Origin of the sequence: Paenibacillus apii, assembly GCF_011043685.1 — a bacterium.
In the GTDB taxonomy this organism is placed as follows: Bacteria; Bacillota; Bacilli; order Paenibacillales; family Paenibacillaceae; genus Paenibacillus_AQ; species Paenibacillus_AQ sabinae.
This window is the reverse complement of the sequence record NZ_JAAKGU010000001.1, coordinates 762,741-776,060: the sequence shown is the minus strand read 5'-3', so window position 1 is coordinate 776,060 and position 13,320 is coordinate 762,741. Positions and strand designations below refer to the sequence as shown.

Annotated in this window: 12 protein-coding genes; 10 read left to right on the top strand and 2 right to left on the bottom strand. The window is 55.7% G+C overall.

The window, feature by feature from the left end; genetic code table 11:
* Positions 1–30: 30 nt before the first annotated feature.
* Positions 31–951: a phosphotransferase family protein gene (locus G5B47_RS03940; RefSeq protein ID WP_165094551.1), complete on the bottom strand. Its 921-nt coding sequence runs from the start codon at positions 949–951 to the stop codon at positions 31–33.
* Between the two features lie 117 nt (positions 952–1,068).
* A complete protein-coding gene (gene pyk / locus G5B47_RS03935; RefSeq protein ID WP_165095453.1) occupies positions 1,069–2,484 on the bottom strand; it encodes a pyruvate kinase in 1,416 nt (471 codons plus the stop codon).
* 131 nt (positions 2,485–2,615) lie between these two features.
* Here pyk and G5B47_RS03930 point away from each other — a divergent pair, with 131 nt between their 5' ends.
* The 10 genes from G5B47_RS03930 to G5B47_RS03885 all read left to right on the top strand — a co-directional run bounded on the left by G5B47_RS03930 (position 2,616) and on the right by G5B47_RS03885 (position 12,852).
* Entirely contained in the window at positions 2,616–2,996 is a 381-nt protein-coding gene (locus G5B47_RS03930; RefSeq protein ID WP_165094548.1) for a (2Fe-2S) ferredoxin domain-containing protein, read from the top strand.
* Between the two features lie 114 nt (positions 2,997–3,110).
* Positions 3,111–3,941, top strand: coding sequence for a GNAT family N-acetyltransferase (locus tag G5B47_RS03925; protein ID WP_165094546.1), 831 nt, complete (start codon positions 3,111–3,113; stop codon positions 3,939–3,941).
* 129 nt (positions 3,942–4,070) lie between these two features.
* Positions 4,071–5,234 carry an AI-2E family transporter gene (locus G5B47_RS03920; protein ID WP_165094543.1) on the top strand — a complete coding sequence of 388 codons (1,164 nt, stop codon included), beginning with the start codon at positions 4,071–4,073 and terminating at the stop codon, positions 5,232–5,234.
* Positions 5,235–5,260: 26 nt separating this feature from the next.
* Positions 5,261–6,736, top strand: a complete 1,476-nt coding sequence (locus tag G5B47_RS03915) for a carboxylesterase/lipase family protein (RefSeq protein ID WP_165094541.1) — start codon at positions 5,261–5,263, stop codon at positions 6,734–6,736.
* Positions 6,733–7,218 carry a DinB family protein gene (locus tag G5B47_RS03910; protein WP_165094538.1) on the top strand — a complete coding sequence of 162 codons (486 nt, stop codon included), beginning with the start codon at positions 6,733–6,735 and terminating at the stop codon, positions 7,216–7,218. Before G5B47_RS03915 ends, G5B47_RS03910 begins: the two co-directional genes overlap by 4 nt.
* 273 nt (positions 7,219–7,491) lie before the next feature.
* Complete coding sequence (locus G5B47_RS03905; protein ID WP_165094535.1) at positions 7,492–8,145, top strand: stage V sporulation protein AA; 654 nt, start codon at positions 7,492–7,494, stop codon at positions 8,143–8,145.
* Positions 8,146–8,571: a stage V sporulation protein AB gene (locus tag G5B47_RS03900; RefSeq protein WP_165094533.1), complete on the top strand. Its 426-nt coding sequence runs from the start codon at positions 8,146–8,148 to the stop codon at positions 8,569–8,571.
* 551 nt (positions 8,572–9,122) lie between these two features.
* On the top strand, positions 9,123–10,847 hold the full coding sequence (locus tag G5B47_RS03895; protein ID WP_165095450.1) for a spore germination protein: 1,725 nt from the start codon (positions 9,123–9,125) through the stop codon (positions 10,845–10,847).
* A 114-nt stretch (positions 10,848–10,961) separates the two neighbouring features.
* Positions 10,962–12,296: a diaminopimelate decarboxylase gene (gene lysA, locus G5B47_RS03890; protein ID WP_165094530.1), complete on the top strand. Its 1,335-nt coding sequence runs from the start codon at positions 10,962–10,964 to the stop codon at positions 12,294–12,296.
* 124 nt (positions 12,297–12,420) lie between these two features.
* The gene (locus G5B47_RS03885; RefSeq protein ID WP_165094527.1) at positions 12,421–12,852 is read left to right on the top strand and encodes a peptidylprolyl isomerase; all 432 of its coding nucleotides are present in this window, start codon (positions 12,421–12,423) and stop codon (positions 12,850–12,852) included.
* The last annotated feature ends 468 nt before the right edge of the window (positions 12,853–13,320 follow it).

Below are 13,320 nucleotides of genomic sequence, written 5' to 3'. Positions count from 1 at the left end.
TCAATATGAGAATGCGCCCAAGCGGCATAATTATTTCATAATGTGTAAGGATTCGGTCACAAACCAGCGGTGTCTTTCCCGCATCAGCTCCACGGTATCTTGGTCCAGTCCCCATTCGGTAAATTTGGACAGGCGCAAAGCGGCATACAAATCCCAGTACGGCAGGTTTGAGAAATCAATGCACGTCATAAGCGACCGGTAATGGCGGGTGAACGCATTCATGGCGTCTATTCCAAAATGAAAAAGTATTTCCAGCCGGGCATTCGCAAGGTCAGCCAAAGGGTCGCCCAAAGCCGCGTCTTCCCAATCGATAATGGCCGCCAGCCTGCCGTCCTCCCACAAAATATTTCCCGGCCAATAATCTCCATGCAGAAGGGCCGTTTGATTTGTCTGTTTTAAGGGCCAGACCGCTGTTAATATTTCCCTGATCCTGCTTACATTTAGAGAATCGCCAGTCTGTACGAAATCCTGATCCAGCATTTCGGCGGCCAATTCCTCCTGCCGGGTCAGGAAGGGCAAGCGCTGCGATGGACAATCCACATGGTGGATAGCCGCCAGATTCGCCGCCATTTGGATAAGATAAGTCTCAAAATTGGCGGGCTCAAGATCAGTCTCGCCTTCCTCATACCCGATGACTAAATAAGGCTGCGGAAAAATGCCGCACGACTCGTCTAAATAATAAGGTTCTGGCACAGGAAGCCTTTCGGATCGCAGCAGTTGCAAAAGCTTGAATTCGGCTGCGGCGATTCCCGGGTTGCGCTTAAGATCGGCTTCCCCGTGCCGGCGGACGATCCGAGTCGTGATTTGGCCGCTGCCCAGCACCATTTCAATCGCTGTCACCCGGGCGGATACGCCGCCGGTCATCTCCCGTACGGAGAGCAGTTTCCCATTGGGCTCTATCCTGCATACCAATTGCTCAAATCGTTTGTCATCTTCATTGAAATTTGGCATCCGTTTCCTCCAATAAAGCCTAATTGGCAAAAAACAAGCGGCAGCTCGGGACTACGGTTCATGTCCCCGGCGGCCGCTTTGTTTTTCTAAATCGAATACACCGGGGGCTGTTCCCGGTCAGACCTGCTGGATTTTAACCAGATTCGTCGTTCCCGTCTTCCAGATCGGGATGCCCGCGCACAGCACAACGGTATCGCCTGCGGCGACTGTTCCCGTCTTTATCGCACCCTTGACGGAGGATTCGAACATCTCGTCGGTGGTGGATACCGGATCGCCCAGGACAGGGATGACGCCCGACAGCAGGCAGATCTTGGGCAGGACCTCGCGGTGCGGCGTAACGGCGATAATCGGCGCCTGCGGCCGGTGCTTGGAGATCATCCGGGCGGTGAAGCCGCTCTCGGTCGCCGCGATGATCGCCTTGGCACCCAGAATCAGCGAGGAGCTGACGGCGCTGCGGCTGATCACCTCGGTAATGCTCTCGCTGTCCCATTCAAAGCCCCGGATGAACCGGTCTTTATAATCGATCATCGTTTCGGCTTTTGCGGCGACGGCCGCCATGGTGCGCACCGACTGCACGGGGTATTTCCCCGCAGCCGATTCGCCCGACAGCATGACGACATCGGCGCCCTGGAGCACCGCGTTCGCCACGTCGCTGACCTCCGAGCGGGTGGGACGCGGATTGATCTGCATCGATTCCAGCATATGCGTCGCCACAATTACAGGCTTCCCGGCCTTGTTGCACTTGTCAATCATTTCCTTTTGCAGCATCGGTACATCCTCGATCGGCACCTCAACGCCAAGATCGCCACGGGCCGCCATGATGCCGTCCGACGCCTCAATAATATCGTCCAGGTTCGTCATGCCCTCATGATTTTCGATCTTGGAAATAATCTGCACATGATCAGCTCCGTTAGCATCCAGAATGCTGCGGATTTCCCGGATATCGTCGCCCCGGCGAACGAATGAAGCGGCAATCATTTCGACGCCTTCCTTGAACCCGAAATGGATATGCCTGATATCCCGCTCGGTGACGCCGGGCAGAGTCGTGCGGATGCCGGGAAGATTGACGCCTTTTCTCGGCTTCAGGTTCCCGCCGCTGACAATCAGGCATTCGATGTCATGACCCTGCACTCCCGTTACTGTCAGGTCGATCAGCCCGTCGTCGATCAGAATCCGGTCCCCGGGCTTCACAACCGCGGTCATATCGGGATAGTTAACGGAAATGCACTGCGCATCGCCGAGGATTTCTTCGGTGGTCAGAATGAGCCGTTCCCCGGCCTTCAGGACGCAGAACTCTTCCTTCAGCTTCCCGATCCGTACTTCGGGCCCCTTGATATCCATCATAATCGGCACAAAAGTGCCCAGCTCGGACGCGGCCTGCCGCACGTTGCGGATTCGGGCTGAATGTTCCTCCAGCTCTCCATGCGCCATGTTCAGGCGGGCGACCGTCATGCCGGCCGCAATCATTTCCTTAAGCGTTTCAATCGATTCGGAAGCGGGTCCGATGGTACAGATAATTTTGGTTTTCATGATAAATCCTGTTCCTCCTTGCATTGCAAGATTGGCGGACATATGCTGAATATATTATATCGTATGTCCATCCCGTTATTCATTGAATTACCCGTGTCTACGGGGTATAAACGTTATAGAGAGGAGTGAATGTCATGACGACATGGAATCTCGAAGGAACGAAATGCCATCTGCTGGTCTGCGGGGGAAGCAGCTGCAAGAAGCGCAGAGGGGAAGACATTCTGGAGACGATCGAGGAGGAAATTGAGAAGCAGGGGGCTGAAGCCCGGATTCATCCGACGCAGACCCGCTGTATGGGCCGGTGCAACGACGCTCCGGTGGTCGTTGCCTATCCCGAAGGCGTCTGGTACGGGGACATGTCGCCGAAGCTCGGCAAGGCCCTGGTCAGAGCAGTGCTGAAGGGCGAGATGCCCGAAGAAAACAAGATGTACACCTTCGGAGAAGACGGTATGACAGCGTCAAGCGAACGGGGAACCAAGGGGAAGAAAAAAGGAGGAAAAGCAGCCAAGGTGTAACGGGTTCCGAAATGGGACAGGCGCCTGACAACCCGCTCCGGCTATTTTGCCGCCGCGGGTTTCTTTTTATGGCATTCGGCATTATGATCGAAAGAGGTTAGGATATAAAAGGAAATGATGGGAGTGGACCGGATGTTCGTAAAGCTTGCCGACAGGGATCACGTATTGAACAGAAGTCCGTTTCTGGAAGACGAGGTCCGATTTAACCTGCTTCATCTCATCTGCAGCTCTCCTGAGGCCCTGCGGATAAAAAATGACAGCAACGAGCTGATATTCGCTCAAACCCCGGGGTTCAATCCCTGGCTGTGGATCGCTCCAGGGCTTTCGAAGGAAAGGGAGGACGAGCTGCTCCGCGGGCTGGCGGAACAAGTGTCTTCGCATGATTTTCCCGGCATATCCGGTGATTTGGGGATTGCGGAATCTTTTGCCCGATATTATACGGGAAGCCGAGGGCTGAAGCCTGAACCTTACATGATGCTGGAAGCGTATGCATGCCCGGAAGTCAAGCCCCCGGCAGATGTTAGCGGAACCCTGGAACGCTCGAACTCGCGGCATACGGAGATGATCGCGGCCTATTTGGCCGCTTTTTCGATAGAAGCCTTTAATGTCAAGCCCCAGCCAAGCGAGGTATATAAAGCGGCGACGGCGGCAATCGGCACGGGAGGGCTGTACCTTTGGCAGGAGGGCGGAGAAACGGTATCCATTGCGAGAATCGCGCACCGCACGGCGCGGCATGCCCGAATCAACGATGTGTACACAGTCCCCGGAGCGCGGAAAAAAGGATATGCAAGCGCTATTGTGGCCGCCTTGTCCGACTATTGCCTGCGGGGCGGCCTGACGCCGATGCTCTACGCGGATGTCAACAATCCCGATTCCAATAAAGTCTATCAGTCCATCGGCTTCAAAGGCGCGGGGAGAATTGCAGATCTGCGGTTTAAGCGCTGAACGAACGTTTCTTGCTGAAACGGGTCTGCCCAATTTGACTTGCCCAAGTCAAGTTGACTATGCTAGCAAGAAGAAACGTCTGACGGCGTCTTGTTAAGACGAATTACTCGCAAAGTGGGAGGCTGAAGGATGCAAAGGTTGCAGTTCTGGCCGGATAAATTCCGCAATTTTTTTCTCAACAATAAATTCGTCGTCTTTCTGCTGGTGCTGCTGTTAATCGGACTCAACGTGCTCGTATTCGCCAAAATTCCGTTCGTTTTCAGACCTTTGTCGGTGCTGTTTCACACAGTGGCGCTGCCTCTGATTTTGTCGGGCGTGGCCTATTACCTGCTGAACCCGCTGGTGGACCGTCTGGAGAAGAAGAGCAAGGTGAAGCGCACCTACGGCATTATCGTGCTGTATCTGTTTATTGCCGGGGTGATCACCGTCATTCTGCTGACGGTTACTCCGATTATCCGGGGACAGCTGCTGGGTCTGATTGACAACTTTCCCCGGTACAGCTCGAAAATCCAGGATGAACTTGCCCATCTGACGGGCAGCGAACTGTTCGATCAGCTCCAGCAGAACACGGGGGCCGAGCTCGGCACGGTGACCAACCGGGTTACGACATGGCTGACCACATTTCTGCATAACGCACTGAACAGTGTCGGCAACTTTGTCGGGGCGCTGACCGAGATTGTGCTTGGGATCGTGACGACCCCGCTCATTCTTTTTTATCTGCTTCGGGACGGGAAGCGGCTGCCCGATTATATTTTACGGCTTGTGCCCGACGCGCTGAAGCCCCAGACCCGGATGGTTCTGTCCGAGATGAATCAGCAGATCTCTTCCTATATCCGCGGGCAGATTATTGTAAGCTGCTGTATCGGCGCGCTGCTCTATATCGGCTACCTGATCATCGGGCTGGAATATTCGCTGGTGCTGGCGATCGTGGCGGCCTGTACGGCGGTGGTTCCTTATTTAGGTCCGGCCATAGCGATTACGCCCGCGCTTATCGTGGCGCTGGTCACCTCGCCTCTGATGCTGCTTAAGATGATCGTAGTCTGGACAGCCGTTCAGTTGATCGAAGGCAAATTTATTTCTCCGCAGATTATGGGCAAGACGCTCAAGGTTCATCCAATTACCATCATCTTCGCCATTGTGTTCTTCGGCAAAATGTTCGGTGTTGTCGGCATCATTCTTGCCGTGCCCGGCTACGCCGTGCTGAAGGTTGTGGCGACGCATATTTTTCAGTGGTTCCGTTTCCGTTCCGGACTATATGCTTCATCCGGCGAGGATGGCGGAGAACACTCCTAAGACATTTGACGAAAGGGTGACCGCTTGTGAGACAGCCTGAAGCTGCAACGATGTATGGAATAGTGAGAGGTATACAAAAAGACGGCGTCAACGTCTGGCGCGGCGTCCCTTTCGCTTCTCCGCCTGTCGGCGAACGCCGTTTTGGCGCACCCCTGCCTCCGGAGAGCTGGCAGGGGGTACGGGACGCTTCAACTTTCGGTCCGGTCAGCCATCAGCCGCCCGACCGCAAAGGCACCCGGTTCCCGGAAGAGCCTCCCGTCTATGACGAGGACTGTCTGTATTTGAATGTATGGGCGCCTTCTGAGGCAGAATCGCTGCCCGTTATGGTTTGGATTCACGGAGGGACGTTTCTGACGGGAGCGGGAAGCCAGCCGTTGTTTGACGGAACGGCTTTGGCCCTTGACGGAAACGTGATCGTCGTATCCGTCAATTACAGGCTCGGACCGTTCGGGTTTCTTCATTTGTCCCCCTTGGGCGGCACCTTCACGTCCAATGCGGGACTGCTGGATCAGATCGCCGCGCTGGAATGGGTAAAGGACAACATTGCCGGCTTTGGGGGCGACCCCGGGCGTGTTACGGTGTTCGGCGAGTCGGCGGGGAGCATCAGCATCGCCGCGCTGCTGGCCAGCCCCAAGGCGCGCGGCCTGATCGCCGGAGCGATCATGCAGAGCGGCCCGTCGCAGGCGCTAAGCCCCGGCCACGGCTGGGGGATCACCCAAGCGCTGCTTGCAGAGCTCGGGCTCGCCCCGGAGGATGCCGGGAAGCTAAGGACGCTTCCGGCCGAGACGATTGCGACGGCCGCAGGCGCTGTCATGCAGCGGCTGACCGGGGGAGCGCCCGCCCTGTTTTTTCAGCCTGTCATCGATCCGCTGACGCTGCCGGAGGAGCCGGTTCACGCCGCAGCCAAGGGTGCGGCTCAAGGCATTCCCGTGTTGATTGGAACCAATCTCCACGAAGGGGACTATTTCTTCCGCGAAGGCGCGCCGTTACCCGAAATGGGCCAGTCGCTCCGGGCGCTTGAGCAGACGCTGGGCCTGCCCGATTTGTCGGGGCTTGCCGCCCATTATCCCGCGACCCGCGAAGGACAAGCCGGAATCTTGACGGATGTGTTCTTCTGGCGCGGCGCGGTCGCTTTTGCGGAGAGCCTGCTGGAGCACGGCCCGGTCTGGATGTACCGCTTCGATTGGGTAGTGGAAGCCCATTCTCTGCTCTCCAGAGCGGTACATACCGCCGAGATTCCCTATGTGTTCGGCAACCTGTCGCATTTGCGGCGGCTCGGGCTTGCGATCAGTCCGGCGATGAAAAGTCTGTCGGATACAATGCGGAGCGCATGGACCGCATTCGCCCACAGCGGAAATCCGGATACCGCCCGCCTCCAGTGGCCGCAGTACAGACTTGCGGATCGGGCTACGCTGATCTTTGACGAGGCGTCATCCGTGGTGAAAGACCCAAGTCCGGATAAACGCCGCCTGCTATTCAGTTTAACGGAGGCGGGGATATGAGCGGGCAGAACAGCAGCTCGAAGGATTATTTCAGCCGGCTCTTCCGGCATGCAAGCTGGGCGGACGACAAAATCGTAGCGGCTCTTCACCAGGCGGACCGGATTCCCGGGAAACCGCTGACCCTGCTTGGACATATACTGAATGCGGAAAAGATATGGCTGATGCGCATCAATAGGTTCGAAACTAAAGGGATGGCGCCGTGGTCTCCCCAAAGCTTGGAGGAATGTGCGGCTCTGGCGAAGGAGAACGCCGCAGGGTATGCGGAGCTTCTGAACAGATTGGATGATTCCGGGCTGAACGCGGAGGTTGCATACCGCAACAGCACCGGAACGGCGTTCAACACTACCGTTTCGGATATTTTGACGCATGTTGTGCTTCACGGAAGCTATCACAGAGGACAAATCTCTTCCTATTTGCGGATGGAAGGGCTGGAGCCGGTGAACACCGACTTTATCGCTTTTGTCTGGGAAGAGAAGGATTGAACTTGGCTTGTTACCGAAAAAAATAGGAACGCCCAGACCGGTTATTACCGCCGCGAGGGCGTTTTTTTGCGCTATTCCGAAAATTCCGGCAGAACTTGAACTTTTTAGCAGATTGGCTGCTCTCCCGATTGGCTGCTTATGAAAAAGAGTAAGAATAAGCCTTTCCACCCATACTAACGTTATTCTGGCATGCCGGAGCTTAGGACCGGAAACAGAGGGGGCGCCCAGGGCGGGCGGCTCTTTCGAAAGATTGCTTGATGAGGAGGACAGCGGATGAAGACCCACTCTGGCTCCGCCATCTATATACAACTGAAGAACCGGGTAACGCTTCCTCATGGAAAAGGGGTGACTCTTGGCGACATTGCGTTTCTGATCGCTCCGCCGGAGCTTGAGGAGAAGCTGAAATCGCTGCTTCTGGTCCAGCCGGAATACAGTGACGGCAACCTGATCCTTATCGACACGCTGAAGGTCATTCCCCTGGTAAAACAGCTCGTGCCGGATGCCGATATCGAGCCGATTGGAGAAGGCCGGACAATTGTGCAGATCAGCGGGCCCGAGGAACCGCGCAAGCCTTCGCCCGCGATGTTCGCCCTCGTCTGGCTGCTGCTGTTCTTTGGCGCGGCGCTGACGATTATGAATTTCCATGTGGATGTGAACATGCAGGAAGTCCAGATCCGGATTGTGGAAATGCTGACCGGCCGCCGGGACGAGCATCCTTATTTGTTCCAGCTGGCCTATTCGATCGGCATCGGCTTTGGCATGGTTATTTTTTTCAATCATCTGTTCAAGAAAAAATGGAACGAAGAGCCTACCCCGCTGGAAGTGGAAATGTTCCTGTACCAGAAAAACATCGACCAGTATGTCATTCATGAGGAATACCGGAAAATGAAACACGGCGAAGCGGATAAGGGCAGGGAGGCGACGTAAATGACGGCTCCGGTCGAAGTGGGCCTGAATTTGCTCTTAGGCATTGCTGGAGGCATCGCCGTCGGCGGCGGAGTGATCGCCCTGTTCGTAGTTCTTGATATGATTCCGCGCCTGGCGCAGCTGACGGGCTCTTACGATAAGGTCCATTGGTATGAAGGTGCGATGGTCTGCGGATCGCTGTTTGGGACGGTAAGTGATTTCTGGAACTGGAAAATGGCGTCGGGACCTGTGGTGGTAACGGCGGTTGGTCTGTTCGACGGAATCTTTGTCGGCATGCTTGCCGCGGCTTTGACGGAGGTGCTGAACGTACTGCCGATCTTGGCTAAACGTCTTCACATGACTTCATACTTGTTCGGGCTGCTGATGGCGATGGTATTCGGCAAGGTTGCCGGTTCGTTGTTTGATTGGTTTGTGTATCGACAGTAAACGGAGGGCTTGAGATGAGCAAATACGTTCACAGCGGAGATTACTTTGGAACCGATGGGACCGGGCAGCCGGTTTCCGGCCTTGAGCAGGGGGCGGCAGCCGGAGCAGCCGATGCCGGTGCAAATCCGAACGCCGGAGATACAGCCGGAGCAGACGATGCCGGTGTGGAGCTGAGCGGTCTGGACGCCGGCGGCCCGGCTGACGTCGCTTTGGAGCTAAGCACCGTGGACGCCTTAGGCCCGGCCGCCCCCGGAGCGGAGCAGGGCGCAGCAGCGGCTGCAGATACGGCTGATCCCGGCGCACAACTAAGCGCCGAGGATATAAGCGGCGCGGTAGTTAATGGTGCGAAGCAGAGCGCCGTCGATGCCAGTAGCGCGGGAGACGCCGCTGCCGGGCAAAACGGCGAGGATGGTGCGAATAAGGCCAGCGCTTCCGCGGAGCAAAGCGCCATGGATGCTGGCGTCCCGGTTGATGCCGCCGCACAGCAGAGCGGCGAGGCTGGCACGGATGCAGCTGATCCCATCAGCGGTCAAGCCGCCGGCCCAGGCGAGATGGAAGCCGCCCGCGAGCTTGGAGCGCCGGATGATGGCTCCGAGGATAAGCCGTCCGGCTTTCTGAACTTCCTCTTCGGCAGTGACGATTCGGAATCTCCGAAGAAGTCAGCTGAGGCGGGCCCGGAAACGGAACCCGTCCAAGGAAAGGAGAACGATATCGGACTGTCCAATGACCCCAAGCAGAATAAACGGGACAAGGAGCTGTCTAATTCGGTAGAAGGGTCAATCGAATACTGGCATGGTGAAGACAGGGTTCCGGATTCGCTGGAGCAGACCAAAGAAGTGCTGACTGAAGTAATGGGCCTCGGGGCGTCTTTTGACATCGTATTCCGCGAGATGACGTTCGGCGGAACGAAAGCTGCCCTGCTGTTTATCAGCGGTTTTGCCAAAGATGTTATTCTGGATGAAATCCTGAAGCGGCTTACCTACCTTACACCGGATGATCTGTCCTCCGACGCTTTTGCCGCGTTCATGCAGAAATACATTCCCCATATCCAGGTCGAAAAGTCGGAGAAGCTCAGCGATGCGATGATCAAGACGATGGCGGGGATGAGCGCTCTTTTTGTAGAGGGAGAAGCCCAGGTCATTATCATGGATACGCGCGCCTATCCGGTCCGCGGACCGGAAGAGCCCTCCATCGAGCGGGTGGTGCGCGGTGCGCGGGACGGGTTTACCGAGACGCTGCTGAGCAATATTGCGCTTGTCCGCCGCAGATTGCGCGATCCGGGACTGAAATTCGAGCTTCACCAGGTAGGCCGGAGAACGAAGACGGATGTCGCCATCGCCTATATCGACGATATTGCGGACAAAACTCAGGTCAAGGCGGTTACCGAAAAAATCAAGACCGTCAACATCGACGGCATTCCGCTGGCCGACAAACAGCTTGAAGAAGCGATCATAGGAGAAAAATGGAACCCGTATCCGATGGTCCGTTATTCCGAACGGCCCGATATCGTCGCATCGCATCTGCTAGAGGGCAGAGTCGTCGTGTTCGTCGATACATCGCCGAGCGTGATGGTCATACCGACCACATTTTTTGATCTGTGCCAGCATGCGGAAGAAAACCGCCAGACTCCGCTCATGGGTTCCTATTTGCGCTGGGTGCGGTTCGCGGGTATTTTCGCTTCCATTTTTCTGCTGCCGCTCTGGATGCTCTTTGTCTTACAGCCCGAGCTTAAGCCGGCCCCGCTGGAATTTATCGGTCCGCATGAAATGGCCAAGATCCCGCTGCTCGTCCAGTTTCTGATCATCGAGTTCGGTGTGGATCTGCTCCGCATGGCCGCGGTGCATACACCTTCGCCGCTCGGCTCGGCCATGGGCCTCATTGCCGCGATTCTGATCGGGGACATCGCCGTCAAGACGGGACTGTTCGTCAATGAGGTCGTTCTCTACATGGCCGTGGCCACCATCGGGATGTTCGCTACGCCAAGCTACGAACTCGGACTGGCCAACCGGCTCGTCCGGCTTTTGCTGCTCGTAGCTACGGGGCTCTTTCACGTCGCCGGATTCGTGATCGGCTCGACTCTGTTTGTCTTGCTGCTGACGATCAACCGTTCCTACAATTCGTCTTATCTGTGGCCGTTTATACCTTTTAATGCAAAAGCGATGGGAGCGATCCTGTACCGCCAGTCGGTGGTTTCTTCCAGCACGAGGCCGTCGTTCAACAAAACGCGGGACAACACCCGCATGTCTGAAAATGAAGGCAAGAAGGGCAAGCCGTAGGATAATACAAATCAACTGCGTATTTGTCCATTCTTTGACGTTCCCTTCCTCTGCTATACTGAATATCATAAAAGAATGGGATGGATATTCCACAGAAATCGGAGGATTGCGAATATGTTCTTACACGGGACGAGCCGGATTAACGATGCCGGACATTTGGAAATAGGCGGTTGTGACGTAACGGAACTCAAGGCGGAGTATGGAACGCCGCTGTATATAGTGGACGAGCAGCTTGTTCGTCGCCGCTGCCGTGAATATATGGATGCTTTTGCGGCATCGGGTCTTGGATTTCAGGTTGCTTACGCGAGCAAAGCTTTTTCGGTAATGGCGATGTGCCGCCTGGCCGATGAGGAAGGGCTGTCGCTGGACGTCGTGTCCGACGGCGAGCTGTACACCGCGCTGCAGGCGGGATTCCCGGCCGAGCGCATTCATTTTCACGGCAACAACAAAACGCCGGATGAGATTGAAATGGCCCTTGATGCGCGAATCGGCTGCTTTGTAGTCGATAATTTGGTGGAGCTTGAACTGCTCCAAGCCATTGCCGCAGAGAAGAACCAGACGGTCAACGTTCTGCTGCGCGTGACGCCTGGTGTTGAAGCGCATGCCCATCATGCTTACGCCGCAACCGGCCAGACCGACTCGAAGTTCGGCTTCGACATCGGCAACGGTTCCGCTCAGGAAGCGGTGCACCTGGCCTCGGGCAAAGCCAACTTGAAACTTCTTGGCGTTCATTCGCATATCGGATCGCAAATTTTCGAGACGGAAGGCTTCCAGCTTGCCGTCGAGCGCGTCGCCGGATTCGCCCGCAAGGTGAAAGAAGAGCTGGGCATTGAGTTCAGCGTCGTGAATCTCGGCGGAGGCTTCGGCATCCGTTACGTGGAAGGCGACACGCCGCTGCAAGTATCGGAATACGTTGCGGCGATTACAGATGCGGTGAAGACGCATTTTGCCGGAATCGGCAGCAAGCTGCCGGAAATCTGGGTTGAGCCGGGCCGCAGTATTGTAGGCGATGCCGGCACGACGCTCTATACGATCGGCACAAGCAAGGAAATCCCGGGCGTCCGCAAATATGTCGCCGTCGACGGCGGCATGACCGACAACCCGCGTCCGGCGCTGTACGAGTCCAAGTACGAGGCTGTGCTCGCTAACCGGGCGGGCGAACAGCCGGAAGAGACCGTATCGATCGCGGGTAAATGCTGCGAGAGCGGAGATATGCTGATCTGGGACGTGGAGCTTCCGAAGGCGGAGAGCGGGGATCTGCTCGCCGTAGCCTGCACAGGAGCCTACAACTACTCCATGGCCAGCAACTACAACCGTATCCGCCGTCCAGCCGTCGTCTTCGTGCAGAACGGTCAAAGCGATCTGGTGGTCAAGCGCGAAAGCCACAGCGATATTATTGCCAATGACATCGTGCCGGTGCGTATCGCCAAACAGCCGGTTACCAAATAGCAATAACCGAAAGAGCCATTCATGCGCATCCCATGCATGGATGGCTCTTTGCTTTGGGGAGGCTTTCATAGTAAACTGTTAAGGTATTGCACATTTTGTCCAATGAGGAAGGGGTATTTTATATATGGCAAAGCAAGCGAAAATTAAACTCGAGAACGGCGGCGAATTGATCCTGGACCTGTTCGACAAGGACGCTCCCAACACCGTAGCCAACTTTGAGAAACTGGCCAGTGACGGCTTCTACAACGGCCTTGTGTTCCACCGTGTTATTCCGGGCTTTGTCGCTCAAGGCGGCTGTCCGAACGGGACCGGCACCGGCGGCCCTGGATACACGATCAACTGCGAAATCAACCCGAACAAGCATGAGCGTGGAACGCTCGCTATGGCGCATGCCGGACGCAATACTGGCGGCAGCCAGTTCTACATCTGCTACGCTCCGCAGCCGCATCTGGACGGCCAGCATACGGTATTCGGCAAAGTGGTAAAAGGCATGGAATACGTCGACGCCTTCCAAGGCCGCGACAAAATGACTTCTGTGGAAGTATACGAAGCGTAAGCATCATACACGCCTAAGCCCGGCATGAGGATCTGAGTGATTCGGAACCTCGTCTGGGCTTTTTTTGTGTAAATTTTTTGAAGAATTCCCCCCTCGGATTACCCCTTTCTTGTTCAGACTGCCGCCAAGGGCGCTTTTTTGCTGCAAAACCCAAGACTTTAACTCGCCTGCGTTCGTATCAGCTGCGCTTTTTTTTCGTGGCGGTACTTCTTGTGCACCTTTTGTTCTTTATAGTAGACTGTATTTGTAATCTAGAACGAACAAGACCATCGGTTTATCCAACAGTCCGATCGGCCCCAAATAATACCTCTTAAAAATGATTGAATTTAAATTTCGTTCATGAAAAAATGGGTAATACAAATTAGGGTTATCTGCGTACATATCAGACTTGAAGCGTAATTTTGGTTCGGCAGGAGGAGTTGGAACGGATAGATGAGCGGGCGCCGAAGCTTGGGATGCGGACGGGAA

Excerpts from the sequence above, each read along its gene's own strand:
- G5B47_RS03940 (WP_165094551.1), bottom strand. The coding sequence starts at position 951 with ATGCCAAATTTCAATGAAGATGACAAACGATTTGAGCAATTGGTATGC.
- G5B47_RS03930 (WP_165094548.1), top strand. The coding sequence starts at position 2,616 with ATGACGACATGGAATCTCGAAGGAACGAAATGCCATCTGCTGGTCTGC.
- G5B47_RS03925 (WP_165094546.1), top strand. The coding sequence starts at position 3,111 with ATGATGGGAGTGGACCGGATGTTCGTAAAGCTTGCCGACAGGGATCAC.
- G5B47_RS03920 (WP_165094543.1), top strand. The coding sequence starts at position 4,071 with ATGCAAAGGTTGCAGTTCTGGCCGGATAAATTCCGCAATTTTTTTCTC.
- G5B47_RS03910 (WP_165094538.1), top strand. The coding sequence starts at position 6,733 with ATGAGCGGGCAGAACAGCAGCTCGAAGGATTATTTCAGCCGGCTCTTC.
- G5B47_RS03905 (WP_165094535.1), top strand. The coding sequence starts at position 7,492 with ATGAAGACCCACTCTGGCTCCGCCATCTATATACAACTGAAGAACCGG.
- G5B47_RS03900 (WP_165094533.1), top strand. The coding sequence starts at position 8,146 with ATGACGGCTCCGGTCGAAGTGGGCCTGAATTTGCTCTTAGGCATTGCT.
- G5B47_RS03895 (WP_165095450.1), top strand. The coding sequence starts at position 9,123 with ATGGAAGCCGCCCGCGAGCTTGGAGCGCCGGATGATGGCTCCGAGGAT.
- lysA (WP_165094530.1), top strand. The coding sequence starts at position 10,962 with ATGTTCTTACACGGGACGAGCCGGATTAACGATGCCGGACATTTGGAA.
- G5B47_RS03885 (WP_165094527.1), top strand. The coding sequence starts at position 12,421 with ATGGCAAAGCAAGCGAAAATTAAACTCGAGAACGGCGGCGAATTGATC.